Raw genomic sequence first — 18,448 nt, forward strand, 5'->3', positions numbered from 1 at the left:
GGGGTTGGTCGTCGGCTGAAGCGGCGCCAGCGAATTGCTGCCGTTGTCGCCCCTCGCGGGCTCGAGTTTGATGTTTCAACAGCAAAACACCGCCAACCAACGCAATCACGTAATTATCTTGCGTGGCATCGATTGGTTTGATCATTTACGGTCGCGACAGTCAGGTTTTTTGGGTTCTGTATCTTGCGCAGTTAGAGACATTCTGTCATAGATCACTCGAAATAGGACAGCCTTACTGTCCTATTTGTGTCTGCTTTGGCCAGCTGGCTAAGGCCGATGTGGACGCAAGGGGCTGCAATCGGCAATCTGTCGTTTTTGCAATCAACCGGTTCAAGGTGACCGTTTCGCTCCTTCATGGTACAAAACGCGCCGCGCGCCCGCGATTGCCGGGTGAAGCACGACATGCACACGAGGCCAGACGACAGATGCATCCGGAACGCAAGCGTCGCCGCACCCGGCGGTGGCGGGGTGCGGGCCGGAATCAACCGCTGCGGCGGTCCTGAAGGAGGAATGAAGATGGCAGACCTTTCACCATCTCGGACGGATGTGAGCGCTGGTACGGCAAATGCTGCAACCAAGCCTGCCGCCGTGCAGACCTTTGGATTGCCGGCCAAGCAGGGCCTCTATGATCCGCGCAACGAACATGATGCCTGCGGCGTCGGTTTTGTCGCGCATATGAAAGGCGTGAAGTCGCACCAGATCGTCCGCGACGGGCTGTTCATGCTCGAAAACCTCACCCATCGTGGTGCGGTTGGCGCGGACCCGCTGATGGGTGACGGCGCTGGACTTCTGGTGCAGATACCGGACCGGTTTTTCCGCGAAGAGATGGCCGAACAAGGCGTGACGTTGCCCGAGGCAGGCGATTACGCCGTAGGTTTTGTCTTCATGCCGCAGGACGAAGCACTCTGTGACCACCTCAAGGGCATTATCGCCGAAGGTGTCGCCTCCGAAGGGCAGACGCTACTCGGTTTCCGCGACGTGCCTGTCGACAATTCATCCTTGTCCAAAGCGCCTGAAATCGCGGCAACCGAACCCCGCCATGTTCAGGTGTTCATCGGCCGTGGTGAAAATGTTGAAGATCAAAACGTCTTCAAGCGCCAGCTCTTTGTGCTCCGGAAGGTGATTTCGAACCGGGTTTATGACGAGACCGATGGCCGCGACAACGGCTTCTATTTCGTCTCTTTGTCGACACAGACCATCGTCTACAAGGGGATGTTCCTGGCCTATCAGGTCGGCGCCTATTACAAGGATCTGAGCGATCCACGGTTTGAATCGGCTGTCGCGCTGGTTCACCAGAGATTTTCGACCAACACGTTCCCATCGTGGAAACTCGCACATCCCTACCGGATGGTGGCGCATAATGGTGAAATCAACACGCTGCGCGGCAACGTCAACTGGATGGCCGCGCGCCAGGCCTCGGTATCGTCGCCCTTGTTTGGCAGCGATATCTCGAAGCTCTGGCCGATTTCCTATGAAGGCCAGTCCGATACAGCCTGTTTTGACAATGCGCTCGAGTTTTTGCTCCGTGGCGGCTATTCCATGGCTCACGCGGTGATGATGCTGATCCCGGAAGCCTGGGCAGGCAACACCTCGATGAGCGCGGACCGCAAGGCGTTTTACGAGTATCATGCGGCCTTGATGGAGCCATGGGACGGTCCGGCGGCGGTCGCCTTTACCGATGGCGTCCAGATTGGCGCCACGCTCGATCGCAACGGGCTGCGCCCTGCACGCTATATCGTCACCAATGATGACCGGGTGATCATGGCGTCTGAAGCTGGCGTTTTGCCGGTGGATGAAAGCTCGATCATCAAGAAGTGGCGGCTGCAGCCTGGCAAGATGCTGCTGATCGACATGCAGGAAGGCCGCATCATCTCCGATGAAGAGGTCAAGTCGGGACTGGCTGCCAAGCACCCCTATCGTGAATGGCTGGAACGCACCCAGTTGATCCTCGAAGACCTGAAGCCGGTCGAGCCACGGGCTTTGCGCAAGGACGTGTCGCTGCTCGATCGCCAGCAGGCTTTCGGCTACACGCAGGAAGACACAAGGATCCTGATGTCGCCTATGGCGACCACCGGACAAGAGGCTATCGGTTCGATGGGAACCGACACCCCGATCTCGGCGATGTCGCAGAAATCGAAGCTGCTCTACACCTATTTCAAGCAGAATTTCGCGCAGGTAACCAACCCGCCTATTGACCCGATTCGGGAAGAACTGGTGATGAGCCTGGTGTCCTTCATCGGGCCGCGACCGAACCTGCTCGATCACAAGGGTGCTGCGAAGAAGAAGCGGCTCGAGGTTCGTCAGCCGATCCTTACCAATGGCGATCTCGAGAAAATCCGCTCCATCGGCCACACCGAAGACCGTTTTGACACCAAGACGCTGGACTTCACCTATGCGAGAGAGAAGGGCTCGGATGGCATGGAAGCGGCGCTGATAAGGCTTTGCGACCGGGCCGAAGAGGCTGTGACCGGTGGTTACAACATCATTATCCTCTCTGACCGTCAGATTGGCTCGGATCGGATTGCGATTCCGGCGCTGCTGGCGACGGCGGCTGTGCATCATCACCTGATTCGCAAGGGTTTGCGCACATCGGTAGGCCTCGTGGTTGAATCTGGCGAGCCGCGCGAGGTCCACCATTTTTGCTGTCTGGCCGGCTACGGTGCCGAGGCGATCAATCCCTATCTGGCATTCGATACCCTGTTGGACATGCACAAGCGCGGCGAATTTCCGCCGGAAGTCGACAAGTACGAAATTGTCGCACGCTATACCAAGGCAATTGGCAAGGGCATCCTCAAGGTGATGTCGAAGATGGGGATTTCGACCTATCAGTCCTATTGCGGTGCGCAGATCTTCGATGCGATCGGCCTGTCGAGCGATTTCGTCAACACCTACTTCACCGGTACGGCGACAACGATTGAAGGCGTAGGATTGGCTGAGGTCGCGACAGAAACCGCGGAACGTCACCGGCTGGCCTTCTCCAATGATCCGGTGCTGGCCACATCCCTGGATGTCGGCGGCGAATATGCCTACCGGATGCGCGGTGAGGAACACGCCTGGACACCGGATGCTGTGGCAGCACTACAGCATGCGGTGCGCGGCAACGCCCAGGATCGCTATCGCGAGTTCGCCGATATGGTCAACCGCTCAACCTTGCGGATGAATGCCATTCGCGGATTGTTCGAGATCCGCACAGGCGAGATTACCGGTCGCACGCCTGTTCCACTCGATGAAGTCGAACCGGCGGCAGCCATCGTGCGACGGTTTTCAACCGGCGCAATGTCATTCGGCTCGATCAGCCGGGAAGCGCACTCGACGCTTGCTGTTGCCATGAACCGGATCGGCGGCAAGTCGAACACCGGCGAGGGCGGCGAAGAGCCGGATCGTTACCTGCCGCTTTATGGCGGTGGCGCCAATCCTGAACGCTCGGCGATCAAGCAGGTGGCCTCGGGCCGCTTCGGGGTGACGGCCGAGTATCTGGTCAACGCCGACATGATCCAGATTAAGGTTGCTCAAGGCGCCAAGCCCGGTGAGGGTGGACAGTTGCCCGGCCACAAGGTCGATGCGACGATTGCCAAGACCCGGCATTCGACGCCAGGTGTCGGTCTGATTTCGCCGCCGCCCCACCATGACATTTACTCGATCGAGGATCTGGCGCAGCTGATTTTCGATCTGAAGAACGTCAATCCGGAAGCCGATATTTCGGTCAAGCTGGTATCGGAAGTGGGCGTTGGAACGGTTGCGGCCGGCGTTGCCAAGGCGCGCGCCGATCACATCACCGTTTCAGGCTACGATGGCGGCACGGGTGCGTCGCCATTGACCTCGCTCAAACATGCCGGCAGCCCTTGGGAAATCGGCCTTGCCGAAACCCACCAGACGCTGGTTCTCAACGGGCTGCGTTCGCGGATCGCGCTACAAGTCGATGGCGGACTCAAGACCGGACGCGACGTGATTGTCGGGGCGCTGCTTGGTGCCGACGAATTCGGCTTCTCCACCGCGCCTCTGATTGCGGCGGGTTGCATCATGATGCGCAAATGTCATCTCAACACTTGTCCGGTCGGCGTTGCGACGCAGGATCCGGTGCTGCGCAAGCGCTTCAAGGGCACGCCTGAGCACGTCATCAACTACTTCTTCTTCGTCGCAGAGGAAGTGCGCGAATGGCTTGCCGCCATGGGATACCGCAACTTCGATGAAATCATCGGCCAGTCTGAGCTTCTGGCCAAGGACGGCATGATCGATCACTGGAAGGCCAACGGCCTCGACTTCAGCCGGATTTTCCACAAGCCCGATGCGCCCAAGGCAAAGACCTACTGGACCGAACGCCAGAACCATCCGATTGCCGATGTGCTGGACAGGCAGTTGATCGAAAAGGCCATGGCGGCGCTTGAAAGCAAGGAAAAGGTCGAGTTTGACGTCAAGATCAAGAACGTTGACCGTTCCACCGGGGCAATGCTGTCGGGCGAAATCGCCAAGCGGTTTGGCCACAAGGGACTGCCGGAAGACACGATTACGGTCAAGCTCAGCGGCACAGCCGGGCAGTCGTTCGGTGCGTTCCTGGCCCATGGGGTAACCTTCGATCTCGCCGGTGACGCCAACGATTATGTCGGCAAGGGCCTGTCGGGTGGATGTATCATCGTCCGGCCGCCTGAAAATTCGCCAATCGTGGCGGAAAACTCGATCATCGTCGGCAACACGGTGCTCTATGGCGCCATCGAAGGTGAATGCTATTTCCGCGGTGTCGCGGGCGAACGGTTTGCTGTTCGCAACTCGGGCGCCATCGCCGTGGTCGAAGGCGTGGGTGACCATGGCTGCGAATACATGACCGGTGGTCTTGTCGTGGTGATTGGAGAAACCGGTCGCAACTTCGCTGCCGGGATGTCCGGTGGTGTTGCCTATGTGCTCGACGAGGCCGGTGATTTCGCCAGTCGCTGCAACATGGCGATGGTCGAACTGGAACCGGTGCCAGAGGAAGACGACATCCTTGAGAAGCTCCACCATCACGGCGGAGATCTGGCCCACAAAGGCAGGGTCGATGTCAGCGGTGACATGACCCGTCATGATGAAGAACGGCTGTTCCAGCTGATCTCCAACCACATGCACTACACCGGTTCGACGCGGGCCAAGGAAATCCTCGATGATTGGGCCGCTTACCGTCCGAAATTCCGCAAGGTAATGCCGGTCGAATATCGCCGCGCGCTTGAAGACATGGAACGGATGCGCATGGGCGTGGCGGCGGAATGAGATCAATGATCACATCCACCACCAACACCATCGAAGGCCGGGAGATTACCGAGTACAAGGGCATCGTCACAGGCGAAGCCATTCTCGGGACCAATATCTTCAAGGACATCTTCGCCGGCATCCGCGACATCGTCGGCGGGCGCTCGGGTTCTTATGAAAAATCGCTGCGGGAGGCGCGGGAAATCGCGCTTCGCGAAATGCAGGACGAGGCCAGCCGGATGGGTGCAAATGCAGTCATCGGGATCGATCTCGATTATGAAAACATCTCCGCCGGTGGCAAATCCTCGATGCTGATGGTTTCAGCGTCGGGAACGGCCGTGGTTCTCAGGTGAACAGGACAAATTTATGGGCAAGGTAACGGGTTTTCTCGAAATCGACCGGCAGACGGCGAAGTATCAGCCGGCGTCGGACCGTATTCGCCATTTCCGCGAGTTCACCATCAGGATGAGCGATCAGGAAGTCCAGAAGCAGGCGGCGCGCTGCATGGATTGCGGCATTCCCTATTGCCATGGACCGACCGGTTGTCCGGTTCACAACCAGATCCCCGACTGGAACGATCTGGTTTACAACGACAATTGGGAAGAGGCGATCCGCAACCTGCATTCGACCAACAACTTCCCCGAATTTACCGGCCGGATCTGTCCCGCGCCCTGCGAGGAAGCCTGTACGCTCAACCTCGAGGATGCCCCGGTCACCATCAAGACCGTGGAGCAGGCAATTGCCGACAAGGCCTATGAGCTCGGATTCATCGTGCCTCAGGCGGTCACCTCCAAGACGGGCAAGAAAGTTGCGCTGATCGGCTCCGGTCCCGCCGGAATGGCAGCAGCCCAGCAGCTTGGCCGCGCCGGCCATGAGGTTCATGTCTACGAGCGCGAGAGCCAGCCTGGCGGTTTGCTGCGCTATGGCATCCCCGATTTCAAGATGGAGAAGCACTTCATCGACCGCCGCATCGAGCAAATGGAAGGCGAGGGCGTCACGTTCTTCTGTAACGTCAATGTCGGTGTCGACAAAAGCGTAGAGGAACTGCTCGGCGAGTATGATGCGGTGCTTTACACCGGCGGCTCCGAGACGCCGCGCGATGTTGGTATTCCAGGCGCTGATCTTGTCGGTGTGCATGATGCGATGCCGTATCTGGTGCAGCAGAACAAGCGCGTTGCGCGCGAGAGCATCGAGAATGTCGGCTGGCCGTCCGAGCCTGTACTGGCCGGTGGCAAGCATGTGGTTGTGATCGGCGGCGGCGATACAGCGTCCGACTGCGTTGGCACGGCATTCCGTCAGGGTGCAGTCAAGGTCACGCAGCTCGACATCCGGCCACAGCCGCCTGAAAAGGAAGACAAGCTCGCTGTCTGGCCGTTCTGGGCAACCAAGATGCGCACGTCGTCTTCACAGGCCGAAGGCGCGGTTCGCGAATTCCAGGTCGGCACGCTCGAACTGATCGGCGAGAACGGTGTTCTGGGCGGTGTGAAATGCTGCCAGGTGGATGAAAAGCGCAAGCCGATTGCCGGATCGGAATTCGTCATCAAGGCGGATCTGGTGTTTGTCGCCATCGGTTTCCGCGGCGCGATGCAGACCGGCGTCATCAGCGAACTTGGCGACAAGCTGTCGCTGGACGTGGACCGGCGCGGCTCGACCAATATTGTTGCCAATGAAGACGACTACCGCACGTCGGTCGACAAGTTGTGGGCTGCAGGCGACGTGCGGCGGGGCCAGAGCCTCGTCGTCTGGGCAATCCGCGAAGGCCGGCAGGCAGCCCGGGAAATCGACCTCAGCCTGATGGGCGCGACCGACCTTCCTCGCTGAACTGGCCGGCCTGTCAGAATCGGACACGTTGCCTGCAGGCAGACGGCGTGACCGTGCTGATTTTGATGATGACGGTGTGTGTCAGTTTTTGAATTGATGCATGTACGTTATCGTTCAAATGAACCCATTTGAATGCGACATGCATTAGCGGCTGATTTTTGGCCAGGCGAAGTTGTCCGCACGGCCTTCTGGCGGTTCAGGCAGAACCCCGTCAAGCACAAGCATATCGCGCGGAGACCGGACAAGGCTTGCCGTAGCGGGCATGCCACCCAGCAGGGCAGACCCACCGTCGAGATCCGGATCGGTCATGGCGACCGGCATGGTCCGCATGACGGCGATGGCGCTTTCATCGGGGGGCGGCGGCATGAAAATTTCAGGAAAAAGTGAAGAATCAATCGTGGAGACGCCGGCCGTTGCTGCGTCGCCGAGCAGGCGGCGTGCAGATTTTTCAGCGTAAAACGCCATTTTTCGTCTGCCGGCCTTGGTCATGTTGATGCCGTCCGAGCCGCGAAGCCGGACCTGCTGTCCATTGATATCTGACCCGGTGAAGATGAATTTGCCCTCTTCATCGACAAACCCATCCCAGATGTCGATGAATTCGCCTCCGGCTTGTGCGACGAGCTTTCGGTGGACACCGTTGAGTGCCACCATGTCCGTGGTCATGCTGGGCGATTTGAAGGCAGGCAGTCCGATCCACAGAAGTGGCGTGTTGCGGGCCCGTAAAATCTTGATGAGCTGTTGTGTGCGGCGCTCATACTCGGCAAGCCAGTTGGCTGACCGGGCCGCTTCGCGCTCGCCGTTGACGATGAGTTGTTGTCTGTCGTTTGAGCCGATCTGCACAACGATGATTGCGGGCTGGACCTCTTCGACAATACCTGGCGCTTGTCCAGGCCAATCATAATAATCGTCACGAACCAGGCCAGAGGACCCGTTTGTCCGGTCGACAACCACAACGCCGGGGGCCTCGGCGAAGGCTTCGCTCAGACCGTCAGCGGTGCCGTTGGCCAGAAAGTCGCCGAGCACCAGTATCTTTCGTGCGTTTTCGAGCTTTTCGATTTTGGGCTCTGGCGGAGCAGCAGTCCTGACGCTGCGCACGGGTTTTTTGACCCGGCTGGTGCGTGCCGCTTTGGTCGATGGGCTGGCTTTCTGGCTGTTGTTACCGCCGAAAAGCAATTGCAGAAAGGACTTGCGCTCCACACGTTCCTGCGCCGCTGCCGGTGCGGCGGTTTGCAACACAGTCCCGCCCACCGTCAAAGCGATCAGCAAGACTGCCACAAGGCGCAGGACTGGTAAGCGAGCAAACACGCGGGATCTATCTCCGGTTCAGCCTCGGAACGGTTGAGATCCAGCGGTCACGAATGATCAGTGGCGACGGATCGCATCCAGTACCTTCTGCGACGGAATCGCCTCGCCGGTCAAGCCGGCGCGCGTCTGGAAGCTGGCAATCGCGGCCCGTGAACCGGAGCCAAAATTGCCATCGATCTCACCGTCATAATAACCAAGCTGCTTGAGGCGGGTTTGCAGCTCGAATTTTTCTTTGACGTCGAGTGTTCCCGCCGGGCGGGGCCAGCGCTGATCAACGCCGCCATATCCGGCAATCTCATCGGCCAGAACACCGACTCCAAGAGCGTAGGAGTCCGAGTTGTTGTAGCGCTTGATGACAAAGAAATTCTTGCTCATCAGGAATGCCGGCCCATTGCCGCCGCCGGGCATCTTGAGTTCCGCGCGGCGGCCTCCATTGGGAAAGTTCCGACCGTCCGGCCGGGTAAATCCAAGGGCGGTCCATTGCGACAATGTCTTGGTCTGGCCTGAATATTTGGCGCCGCCCCGGGGGGCTGCCGCCTCATATCCCCAGGTTTCGCCGGGTCTCCAGCCGTTTTTCTTGAGAAGATTCGCGGCGGTCGACAATGCGTCGGGGATTGAATTCCAGATGTCCCGATGACCGTTTCCATCTGCGTCGACGGCGAAGGCCAGGTAGCTCGTGGGAATGAACTGGGTATGACCCATCGCGCCGGCCCAGGATCCGGTCATTTCCCTGGTGGAAATATCGCCGGCCTGGAGGATTTTCAGCGCCGCAACGAGCTGGTTGCGCGCAAACTTGGCCCGCTTCTTGTCTGCGTAGGCCAGTGTGGCAAGAGCTTGCGGCACATAGTGAAGCCGATCAGTCTTGGCGAGGATCTCACCATAATTGGATTCCATCGACCAGATTGCCAGGAGAACCGAGGCATCCACGCCAAAATGCCGTTCGATTGCGGCAAGGGTCTTGGCATGGCGTGCCGCCATTTCACGTCCCTTGGCAATGGTGTAAGGATTGACGCGGGAATCGAGGTAATCCCAGACCTTGGTGGTGAATTCCGGCTGATACCGCGCCTTTTCCAGGACATCCGGGTCCGGTGAAGTGATGCCTTTGAAGGCCTGCTCATAGGTCGAGCGCGAAATGCCGGATTTCGCGGCTGTGCTGTAGAAGCTCGAGATCCACTGCTGAAAACCTGCATCAGCATGTGTGGGCAGTGGGGCCAGAATTCCGGCGAAGAGGCAAAAGCCGGCGGCGCGAGCAAGGTTTCTTGGTGATCGGAGCATATTCCAAGCATCCTGTCGTTGGGGCTGTATCGGGTGACTGATCGGTAATCATAGCCTATAGCCGTCAACAAATCGTTTACCATATATGGTGCACCGGCACAGCCTTTGCCAGTTTCTAACAAATGCGGTGTATTGCCGAACAGGGTGGTCGGGATGCACGGGCAGGATCATTTATGAAAAATGAGGAAAAAACATGACTGTGATACGCAAGATTAGAAAAGCTGTACTGCCGGTCGCCGGATTGGGCACCCGCTTTCTACCGGCCACCAAAGCGGTGCCGAAAGAGATGCTGACGGTTGTCGACAAGCCGGTCGTCCAGTATGTCGTTGAAGAGGCGATGGAAGCCGGCATTGAGCATTTTGTTTTTGTCACAGGACGCAACAAGGCGGTGATAGAAGACCACTTTGATATCCAGTTCGAACTTGAGGCCATGCTGCGCGAGCGCGGCAAAACCGTCGAATTGAAGTCGCTGGAAGACATGTTGCCGAAGGCCGGTGCTACGAGTTTTACCCGCCAGCAGGCTCCGCTGGGGCTGGGGCATGCCGTCTGGTGCGCCCGCGATATCGTCGGCGACGAGCCGTTCGCGCTGCTGCTGCCGGATATGGTGATGCGCGACAAGGTCGGGTGCTTGTCGGGCATGGTCGAGCTTTACAACAAGGTAGGCGGCAATATCGTCGCGGTGGGAGAGTGTGACCCTGCACTCGCCCACAAATATGGCATTGTCGGCAAAGGTGAGGATCTCGAGGGCGGGTTCCGAATCACAGAAATGGTGGAGAAACCCGCTGCCGGTACAGCACCGTCAAACTACTTCATCAATGGCCGCTACATCCTCCAGCCGGAGATTTTCGAGATTCTGTCAAAGCAGGAACGCGGTGCCGGCAATGAAATCCAGGTGACGGACGCGATGCTCAGGCTTGCCGCGGAGCAGCCGTTCTCGGCCTACCGATTCGGTGGACAAACCTATGATTGCGGCTCCAAGGAAGGCTTCATTCTGGCCAATGTCGCCTTCGCGCTGGGACGGGACGATATCAGGCCTTTGGTTGAAGCTGGCTTGAAGAGCCTGATAAACGGCGCCTGACAAAATCGTCGCGTGGCGTTGATAGCCGGTGCGGGCCCCGTGCCCGACCGGTTATCGCCGCAGTTTTAGACCCAGCCCGATGCGCGTGGTTTTCTCGTCTGTCGTGCCGGATTCCATTGTCCGCTCGTAGCTGGCGTCGGCCTCGAGATCGAGATAGCGATTGATGCTCCAGGTCAGGCCGGCGGAAGCGCCATAGCTGCGCTGGTTGCTGCGGCCGTTGGTTGAGGTGTAATCCGTGTATTCTGCCGTGGCGCCGAGCCGCGCCACTACGGCGCTGTGGATCTGCTGGGTCAGGCCGGAATTGAGTTCGTAGACGACCGCGCCCGATTCACCTGCTGTCGTCGCCGATTCCACCGTGGTTGCCATCCCGACCAGAACATTGGTTCCGCGCTGCGGCGACCAGTTGAGTTCGCCGTCCAGGGTCAGGCCCGAAATATCGTTGAGGCTGGCATCATCCAGTGACCGCAAGGCATAGCCTGCCGCAAACTCGCCCGAGAGCTTTTCTCCCAAATTGACCTCGACGCCGGCACGCATGCCATAGGTTGTTGAGGACCGTTCCGAACCGGTGCTGTCAATGCGCTGGTCGTATTTTTCGCGGCCGACGGATGCTTCCAGGAACGGAATCAGTGCTGGCGACAGGGCGTAGCCGATGCGACCAGTGAGTTCGGCGCCCATGGTATCGCGATCATCAGCTGTGACCGTGCTGCCGTTTGGCAGCGTCGCGTCACCATACATCTTCCTGGTTGCTTCCAGAGATGTGGTGCCACGCAGGATGCCCAGGTCCTTTTGCAGCCCGACACTTGCGCGCAGTTCATGGATGTCCGACTGGGTCGTCGCTGCGGTGATCGCGTTGGGATCGGTATTGCTTTCCTGGGAGTAACTGTAGCCTGCACCCAGTGTGGCGGCAAAGTCGTTCACCAGATCGAGATTCAACAGCGCATCCAGATTGGCGGTCGGTAATTCGGTGCCGGTGCCCGAGATGTTCTTTTGCCAGGTCGCCGATCCGTCGATGGCAAGTTGATGCCGTGCCCAGTCTGATTGAAGTGTTCCGGACAAGGTTGTCTCGCTGTAAGTCCGGCTGGTTTTGACCGGACCATTACTGACGGATTCCCGAACCACTCGCTGCTCGAGTGTCGGCCGCAATGTCAGTGATCCAATCATAAACCCTGGCACCGCGAATGCATCGGAATCCGTACCGACAGGCAGATTGTCAACTGTACCAATCCGGGGGTTCTGGGATCCGAGACTTTCAGCATAGTCCTGGTCGGCCTGGTTCAGTTGGGTTGCAGAACCGATGGATCCGGTCAGCTCCTGGGTCGCCGGCTCGACGGGATTTCCGGACACGTCCGTTTGCGCGCCAGTTTGCGAGGTCGTGTCGTTCGCGCTGACATCGTCCGGATCTTCGATTGCCGATGGAGTATTGGCGTCGCTGCTGCTGGCTGGCAAAGCGCCATAAAGGGTTGCAGCCGCTCTTGATTGCGGCGTGGAATCCTGCGTGGTGGTACCGCGCAAACCGTAAGTCTCGCTGGCAGACTGCGCCTGTGCCATGGTGATCGCAGAAAGAAGACAGATTGTGGATATGCCGAGGCTGCAGCCTGCGCGCTGCGCTGCCGGTCTTGCCTGTGTCTTGTGGGTGCGGTTGCGCATGCGTGATCGGGTCCGGATCTCATCCAAAATCTTGTCAAACCGTAAACACTTGTGGTTAACGCAAGGTTTCCATCCGGCCCTTTGCCCGATTGATCATGTGCTTGATGGACACAGCCACGGCAACGCGATATTCCCGCAATATGAAGAAGATCATGGCAAACTATCCAACCCAAGAGATCCTGCTTTCTGCGGGACGTACCATCCAGACAGAAAAGAGCGGTCTGGATGCGCTCGCTGTCGCCCTGGAGAACGGGCTGGCGGCGCCGTTCGTGCAAGCGGTTGAAGCACTTGGGGCAATCACCGGCCGGGTGATTGTCACCGGTGTGGGCAAGAGCGGCCATATAGGCGCGAAGATTGCCGCGACACTGGCTTCGACGGGGACACCGTCACATTTTGTCCATCCGGCGGAAGCCAACCATGGTGATCTGGGAATGATCGCGCGGGATGATGCGATCATCGTCTTGTCCTGGTCCGGAGAAAGCGCCGAACTCAAGGGCATTCTTGCCTATTCGCGCCGGTTCCAGATACCGCTGGTGGCGTTTACCGCCGGTGACAAATCCACACTGGCACGGGAGGCAGACATTGTGATGCTGCTGCCGCGTGAGCAGGAGGCCTGCCCGCATGGCCTGGCGCCGACCACATCGACACTGATGCAATTGGCCTTGGGCGATGCATTGGCGGTTGCACTGCTGGAAGCCAAGGGCTTTACCGCCGGCGATTTCCACGCCTTCCATCCGGGCGGGCAGCTTGGTGCGACGCTGGCACATGTTGCTGATGTGATGCATACAGGCGAATCTGTGCCGCTGGTACCGTCAGGCACGCCGGCGCAGAAAGCCATCATGAGGCTTTCACAGTGCAAATTCGGTTGTGTCGGGGTTACCGGGCCGGATGGGCGGTTGATCGGCATTGTTACCGATGGGGACGTGGCCCGTAATCTGGGGCAAAATCTGGTTGATCAGCCGATTGACGTGATCATGACGAGCCAGCCGAAGACCATCGCGCCAACGGCGCTAGCCAGCACGGCAATGGCCATCTTGAACAAGAATTCCATCGGTGCGCTGATGGTGACTGATCAGAATTTGTCTCCGATCGGCATCGTGCATTTCCATGATCTTCTCAGGATCGGTGTGGCCTGAAGCCCGTTTCCAAAAACGTGGTTCAGGCAGGTACGACTGTCAGACCGCCCGCCTGAGCCGCAATAATGCGCACGCGGGCTCCCGCTGGCATGTCCGGTCCCTGGACGATCCAGGTCGTGTCATCAAGCCGGATGCGGCCCTTGCCCTCGGCGATGGGCTCTTCCAGTGTTGCCGTTCTGCCGACAAGGCCTTCAACGCGGCGGTTGAGCATCGGCTGGTCGCTTTCAGTGTTTGATCCCGCGATCCGGCGACCGACCAAGGCGAAGGCTATGGCCAGAACAGCGAAAACCAGGAGCTGCAATTGCCAGCCCCAGATTTCCGACCCCCACAACGGGAATGATACTGCTCCGACCACAATCGCGGCCAATCCGATCCAGAGCAGGAAAACGCCCGGGATCAGGATTTCCAGCCCGAGCAGGATCAAGCCGACAATCCACCAGGTCCATGGACCTAGTTCTGCAGCCAGTCCGGCAATCATGCGTCCCGCTCCGTGTCAGAACCTGTTGAAAAGCCTGGTATCGTGCTGCTGCGGGGCTGACGCGGCGGCTGGGCAGGCGCACGGGGCTGGCTGGGCGCTGACGGACCGCCATCCTTGCCGAACACTTCCTGCGCGATCGCGCCGATGCCGCCCAATGAGCCGATCAACGAAGAGGCTTCCAGCGGCATCAGGATGACCTTGTGGTTGGGTGCCGAGGCCATCTGTCCAAGCGCTTCGGTGTATTTCTGCGCGACGAAGTAATTGATTGCGGTGACGTCGCCTTCGGAGATGGCGACCGACATCATTGTCGTCGCCTTGGCTTCCGCTTCGGCGAGGCGTTCACGGGCCTCTGCGTCACGGAACGCAGCGTCCCTGCGGCCCTCGGCTTCGAGAATGGCGGACTGCTTGGCCCCTTCGGCGCGCAAGATCTGTGAATTGCGCGAGCCTTCGGCTTCCAGGATATCCGCGCGCTTTTCGCGCTCGGCCTTCATCTGCCGGCCCATGGCTTCGACCAGATCCACTGGCGGGGCGATATCCTTAATCTCGACGCGGGTGATCTTGATGCCCCAGGGCGCGGCTGCCTGATCAACGACTTTCAGCAATCGGTCATTGATGGCGTCGCGATTGGACAGCAGCTCATCAAGATCCATCGATCCCATCACCGAGCGGATGTTGGTCATGGTCAGGTTGAGCAGCGCCTGTTCAAGGTTTGAAACCTGATAGGCGGCCTCCGCAGCGTTAAGCACCTGATAAAACGAAACCGCGTCGGCAGAAACCGAGGCATTATCACGGGTGATGACTTCCTGGGTGGGGATGTCTAGCACCTGCTCCATGATGTTGATCTTGCGGCCGACGCGGTCGACGAAAGGGACAATGATGTTCAGCCCCGGTGTCAGCGTCTTGGTGTAGCGGCCAAACCGTTCGACTGTGAAGGCAAAGCCTTGTGGCACGGTCTTGATTCCGGAAAACAGAACCAGAATTGCAATGACAACGACGACAATGACCGTAATATCCAGTCCCAACATACCTTAGACCTCCTGAGCCTCAAATTCTGATTTTTGCGGACCTTTCCACACCGCTGGTCAGTCCCGCAAGACTTATCCATCTGCCGGGCTCACTATCTTCGCACATTTCGCCGGACTGCTGGCTTCGCGCGTTGATCAGGCGGGCTCAGACCCAGCCCTGCAACTCGCGCCGTACTATGGTTTCGATCACCTTCATTCCGCCCTCGGAATCATTGAGGCAGGGGATATGGCTGAATTTCTCGCCACCATTCTCATGGAACGATTCAGCGGCCTCGACAGCGATTTCCTCAAGTGTTTCCAGGCAATCGGACACGAAGCCGGGATTGATCACCGCTATGCGCTTCACGCCATCCTGGGCCAGCTTTTCAACCGTTTTGTCGGTGTAAGGCTGGAGCCACTCTTCCGGACCGAAGCGCGACTGAAACGTCGGCATCAGTTTTTCCTTTGGCCAGCCCAGCCGCTCACGCACCAGTCGCGCGGTTTTCAGGCATTGGCAGTGATAGGGGTCGCCCTTGAGGAAATAGGATTTTGGAATGCCATGGAAGGACGTCAGCACGATTTCCGGTTCCCAGTCGAGACCGGCGATATGGGTCTCGATGGACTGGGCAATTGCGTCGATGTAAGCCGGATCGTCATGATAGGGCGGAACGGTTCTCAGTGCAGGCTGCCAGCGCATGTCCATCAAGGCCTGAAATGCCTTGTCATTGACGGTTGCGGTGGTGGCAGCGGCATATTGCGGGTACAGCGGAAACAGCACGATGCGGTCACAGCCGGCATCCTTGAGTGCCTGCAACTTGTCCGGAATTGACGGCTGGCCGTAGCGCATTGCCCAGTCGACCATCACCGAAGGATGTGATGCCAGCGTTGCGCCGAGTTTGTCAGCCTGGTTGCGGGTATAGGTCCGCAGATAGCTTTCGTCGAGATCCTTGTTCCAGATCGTCTCGTAGGCTTTGCCGACCCGTCCGGGCCTTGTGTTGAGCACGATGCCGAACAGGATCGGGTACCAGAAGAAGCGCGACCATTCGATCACCCGTTTGTCGGTGAGGAACTCCTTGAGATAGCGCCGCATGGATTTGTAATCGGTGCCGTCGGGCGTGCCGAGATTGACAAGCAGGACGCCAACTTTCTGGATTTTGACTGGCGGATGTTCGGGCGGCAGCTTGCCCACTGCACGGCTGGCCTCGTCAGACAGGTTCACACGGGTGTTCAAGGTAGCGTCCATTTCGTTTGTATCGCGGGGTTACATCAGTGTTGTTTGGGAACATAGAGACGCGGGCAGACAAATCAATCACCTGCGGATCGGAGATCAATCTTTCCACGAACGCAAAAGGGCCCGGAAAACCGGGCCCTTGCACATGTCGGATTGAAACCTGCCTTACTTGGCGGGGATGGACAGCGTTTCGCCGACCACCAGATTTTTCGGATTCGCCGATGGATTGGCTTCCGCAATCATGTTCCACATATTGGCATCACCATAATAGGTTTTGGCCAGGTCCCACAGGTTGTCGCCGGAAGCCACAATGTGCTCCTTGCCTGTCATTGCTGCGTCAGCCGGTGCTTCCTTGGTCATCGTCGCGTCTTCGCTCGGCGCGGCTTCCTCGGAAATCATCGGTGCGGAGGTGGTCAGGTCCTTCGAGCCAGGCAGCGGCTCGGGAATCTGGATGGTTGGTTCAGCTGGAGCTGCTTCTGCATCAACCGCAGGAGCCGCTTCCTCTGCAGCCGGAGTTGCTTCGGTCATCGGCTTCATTGCGGCGGCCATCACACGGCCGTCGGTGTAGGGTGTGTAGGGGTTGTTCTTGGCAAGATAGTCAGCGACCACCTGTTCAAGACCGGGGCCGAAGTCATAGGCGTTCATGCCGGCCGTGCTGAAGATGGAATAGCCGTCGCCGCCGCCGCGCATATAGTTGTTGGTGGCCACCGAATAGACTGTTTCCGGATCGATAGGCTCGAAGCCATCACCCTTTTTGACCTCGACGGAGACAATCCGTGAACCCGCTTCGGCATCCTTGTCGAAGGTGTAGCGAAGGCCTGCCACCTGTGCGAAGCGACCGCCGCCTTCCTCAATCTGGCTGGCGCCGTTTTCGAGTGCTGCGACAATGTCGGCACCCTTCATCTGGAATGTTGCCAGCGTGTTCTGGAACGGAAGCACGCCAAGGACTTCACCCATGGTGATTTCGCCTGAATCAATGGAGGCACGCAGTCCGCCACCATTCTGAATGGCGATGGTGACGCCCTGATCGGCAACGCGGTCGATCATCGCGTCAGCCACCAGATTGCCCATTTCGCATTCACCGGCACGGCAGGTGTCGCGGCTGCCGTCGATATCCTTGGTGGATGCCGAAACAATTGTGGTTTTCAATTCTTCGATCGGCGCGCCGAGTTCCTTGATGCGGGCGAGAACGCCTTCATCGGGGATAATCGAGTTGTCGAGCAGCAATGGATCGCCCTTTGCTTCCTTGACCACGCCATTGTCGTCGAAAGTCACCGAGAACTCGCCGAGGTATTTCGAGTAGGAGGCGGCTTGTGTCACCGGCACCTTGTAGCCCTCGGGATTGTCGATCATCGTCGGGTAGGGGCCTTCAGCCTTGTCGTCGGTGTTGGACAACAGGGAATGAGAGTGGCCGCCGACGACCACGTCGACACCCGGGATCTGGGCGATCAGTTCCTTGTCGCGGACGTAACCGACATGGGTCAGGGCGATGATCTTGTTGACGCCCATGGCCTGGAGCTTTTCGACTTCGGCTGTGATCGACAGGATGTCATCGGCAATCAGGATGTTGGGGCCGGGGGAGGCAATATCAGGCGTGTCGTTGGTCACTGCACCGATGATGCCGATTTTTTCGCCGCCGACTTCCAGAACAATCGAAGGCTTGATCCGGTCGCCGACTTTGGAGGAAGCGCTGGCGGCCACGTTGGCGGACAGTACCGGGAACTCGATGACGTCGAGGAAGGGGGCCAGCGCATCTTCGCCGTCGTCGAACTCATGGTTGCCCACGGTCATGGCGTCGAATTTCATCTGGTTGAGGAACTCGGCTTCAACCGTGCCCTTGTAGGTGGTGTAAAACAGCGAACCCTGAAAATTATCGCCACCGTTGAGGAGCAAAACATTGCCGCCTTCAAGCGCCTGCCGGCGATCGGCGATGGCAGTCACCAGTCGAGCCGCGCCACCGAAGCACTTGCCTTCGGTTTCGTCATCTGCAGAGCAGGTGGATTCATATTTGTTGTTGGATTCGATGCGGCTGTGCCAGTCATTGATGTGCAGGATATTCAATGTGTAATCTGCAAAGGCCGCGCCTGAGCTCAGTCCCAGTATCGATACGGACATAAGCGCGCGTTTGATGAGTGTGTTCATGGAATGGCTCCCGGTTTCGATGTTCCCAGTTCACTGGCAATCCAAACTTCGGAGTACGCAGCAGACTTTTCCCGATGGTTTCATTATCGGCGGTGAACATCAAGAGCCAAGCGC

12 protein-coding genes are annotated in these 18,448 nt (G+C 58.5%); 5 read left to right on the forward strand and 7 right to left on the reverse strand.

The window, feature by feature from the left end; translation table 11 throughout:
* Window positions 1-516 precede the first annotated feature (516 nt).
* The 3 genes from gltB to IMCC20628_RS01805 are packed head-to-tail and all read left to right on the forward strand — an operon-like array spanning window position 517 to window position 7,038.
* Window positions 517-5,238: a glutamate synthase large subunit gene (gene gltB / locus IMCC20628_RS01795; protein ID WP_245307857.1), complete on the forward strand. Its 4,722-nt coding sequence runs from the start codon at window positions 517-519 to the stop codon at window positions 5,236-5,238.
* A gap of 5 nt (window positions 5,239-5,243) precedes the next feature.
* Window positions 5,244-5,570: a heavy metal-binding domain-containing protein gene (locus IMCC20628_RS01800; RefSeq protein ID WP_047028773.1), complete on the forward strand. Its 327-nt coding sequence runs from the start codon at window positions 5,244-5,246 to the stop codon at window positions 5,568-5,570.
* A 13-nt stretch (window positions 5,571-5,583) separates the two neighbouring features.
* Window positions 5,584-7,038 carry a glutamate synthase subunit beta gene (locus tag IMCC20628_RS01805; protein ID WP_047028774.1) on the forward strand — a complete coding sequence of 485 codons (1,455 nt, stop codon included), beginning with the start codon at window positions 5,584-5,586 and terminating at the stop codon, window positions 7,036-7,038.
* 144 nt (window positions 7,039-7,182) lie between these two features.
* Here the strand turns inward: IMCC20628_RS01805 and IMCC20628_RS01810 are convergent, their stop codons facing one another.
* Window positions 7,183-8,343, reverse strand: a complete 1,161-nt coding sequence (locus IMCC20628_RS01810) for a DUF459 domain-containing protein (RefSeq protein WP_047028775.1) — start codon at window positions 8,341-8,343, stop codon at window positions 7,183-7,185.
* A gap of 57 nt (window positions 8,344-8,400) precedes the next feature.
* Complete coding sequence (locus IMCC20628_RS01815; RefSeq protein WP_047028776.1) at window positions 8,401-9,618, reverse strand: lytic murein transglycosylase; 1,218 nt, start codon at window positions 9,616-9,618, stop codon at window positions 8,401-8,403.
* A 193-nt stretch (window positions 9,619-9,811) separates the two neighbouring features.
* Here IMCC20628_RS01815 and galU point away from each other — a divergent pair, with 193 nt between their 5' ends.
* Window positions 9,812-10,696: a UTP--glucose-1-phosphate uridylyltransferase GalU gene (gene galU, locus IMCC20628_RS01820; protein WP_047028777.1), complete on the forward strand. Its 885-nt coding sequence runs from the start codon at window positions 9,812-9,814 to the stop codon at window positions 10,694-10,696.
* A 51-nt stretch (window positions 10,697-10,747) separates the two neighbouring features.
* On the opposite strand, the gene IMCC20628_RS01825 is transcribed toward galU, so the two are convergent.
* The gene (locus tag IMCC20628_RS01825; protein WP_052766259.1) at window positions 10,748-12,343 is read right to left on the reverse strand and encodes an outer membrane beta-barrel protein; all 1,596 of its coding nucleotides are present in this window, start codon (window positions 12,341-12,343) and stop codon (window positions 10,748-10,750) included.
* A 152-nt stretch (window positions 12,344-12,495) separates the two neighbouring features.
* Between IMCC20628_RS01825 and IMCC20628_RS01830 the strand changes: the two genes are divergently transcribed.
* Window positions 12,496-13,479: a KpsF/GutQ family sugar-phosphate isomerase gene (locus IMCC20628_RS01830; RefSeq protein WP_245307858.1), complete on the forward strand. Its 984-nt coding sequence runs from the start codon at window positions 12,496-12,498 to the stop codon at window positions 13,477-13,479.
* Window positions 13,480-13,501: 22 nt separating this feature from the next.
* Here the strand turns inward: IMCC20628_RS01830 and IMCC20628_RS01835 are convergent, their stop codons facing one another.
* The 4 genes from IMCC20628_RS01835 to IMCC20628_RS01850 all read right to left on the reverse strand — a co-directional run bounded on the left by IMCC20628_RS01835 (window position 13,502) and on the right by IMCC20628_RS01850 (window position 18,334).
* Complete coding sequence (locus IMCC20628_RS01835) at window positions 13,502-13,957, reverse strand: NfeD family protein (RefSeq protein ID WP_047028779.1); 456 nt, start codon at window positions 13,955-13,957, stop codon at window positions 13,502-13,504.
* On the reverse strand, window positions 13,954-14,982 hold the full coding sequence (locus IMCC20628_RS01840; RefSeq protein WP_047028780.1) for an SPFH domain-containing protein: 1,029 nt from the start codon (window positions 14,980-14,982) through the stop codon (window positions 13,954-13,956). The genes IMCC20628_RS01835 and IMCC20628_RS01840 overlap by 4 nt, the downstream gene beginning before the upstream one ends.
* A gap of 145 nt (window positions 14,983-15,127) precedes the next feature.
* On the reverse strand, window positions 15,128-16,204 hold the full coding sequence (gene hemH, locus IMCC20628_RS01845) for a ferrochelatase (RefSeq protein WP_245307859.1): 1,077 nt from the start codon (window positions 16,202-16,204) through the stop codon (window positions 15,128-15,130).
* A 153-nt stretch (window positions 16,205-16,357) separates the two neighbouring features.
* Complete coding sequence (locus tag IMCC20628_RS01850) at window positions 16,358-18,334, reverse strand: 5'-nucleotidase C-terminal domain-containing protein (RefSeq protein ID WP_047028781.1); 1,977 nt, start codon at window positions 18,332-18,334, stop codon at window positions 16,358-16,360.
* Between the last annotated feature and the right edge of the window lie 114 nt (window positions 18,335-18,448).

The organism is Hoeflea sp. IMCC20628 (assembly GCF_001011155.1).
Classification (GTDB): Bacteria; Pseudomonadota; Alphaproteobacteria; order Rhizobiales; family Rhizobiaceae; genus Hoeflea.

Coding starts and splice junctions, on each gene's coding strand:
- gltB (WP_245307857.1), top strand. CDS start 517: ATGGCAGACCTTTCACCATCTCGGACGGATGTGAGCGCTGGTACGGCA.
- IMCC20628_RS01800 (WP_047028773.1), top strand. CDS start 5,244: ATGATCACATCCACCACCAACACCATCGAAGGCCGGGAGATTACCGAG.
- IMCC20628_RS01805 (WP_047028774.1), top strand. CDS start 5,584: ATGGGCAAGGTAACGGGTTTTCTCGAAATCGACCGGCAGACGGCGAAG.
- IMCC20628_RS01815 (WP_047028776.1), bottom strand. CDS start 9,618: ATGCTCCGATCACCAAGAAACCTTGCTCGCGCCGCCGGCTTTTGCCTC.
- galU (WP_047028777.1), top strand. CDS start 9,812: ATGACTGTGATACGCAAGATTAGAAAAGCTGTACTGCCGGTCGCCGGA.
- IMCC20628_RS01825 (WP_052766259.1), bottom strand. CDS start 12,343: ATGCGCAACCGCACCCACAAGACACAGGCAAGACCGGCAGCGCAGCGC.
- IMCC20628_RS01830 (WP_245307858.1), top strand. CDS start 12,496: ATGGCAAACTATCCAACCCAAGAGATCCTGCTTTCTGCGGGACGTACC.
- IMCC20628_RS01835 (WP_047028779.1), bottom strand. CDS start 13,957: ATGATTGCCGGACTGGCTGCAGAACTAGGTCCATGGACCTGGTGGATT.
- IMCC20628_RS01840 (WP_047028780.1), bottom strand. CDS start 14,982: ATGTTGGGACTGGATATTACGGTCATTGTCGTCGTTGTCATTGCAATT.
- hemH (WP_245307859.1), bottom strand. CDS start 16,204: ATGGACGCTACCTTGAACACCCGTGTGAACCTGTCTGACGAGGCCAGC.
- IMCC20628_RS01850 (WP_047028781.1), bottom strand. CDS start 18,334: ATGAACACACTCATCAAACGCGCGCTTATGTCCGTATCGATACTGGGA.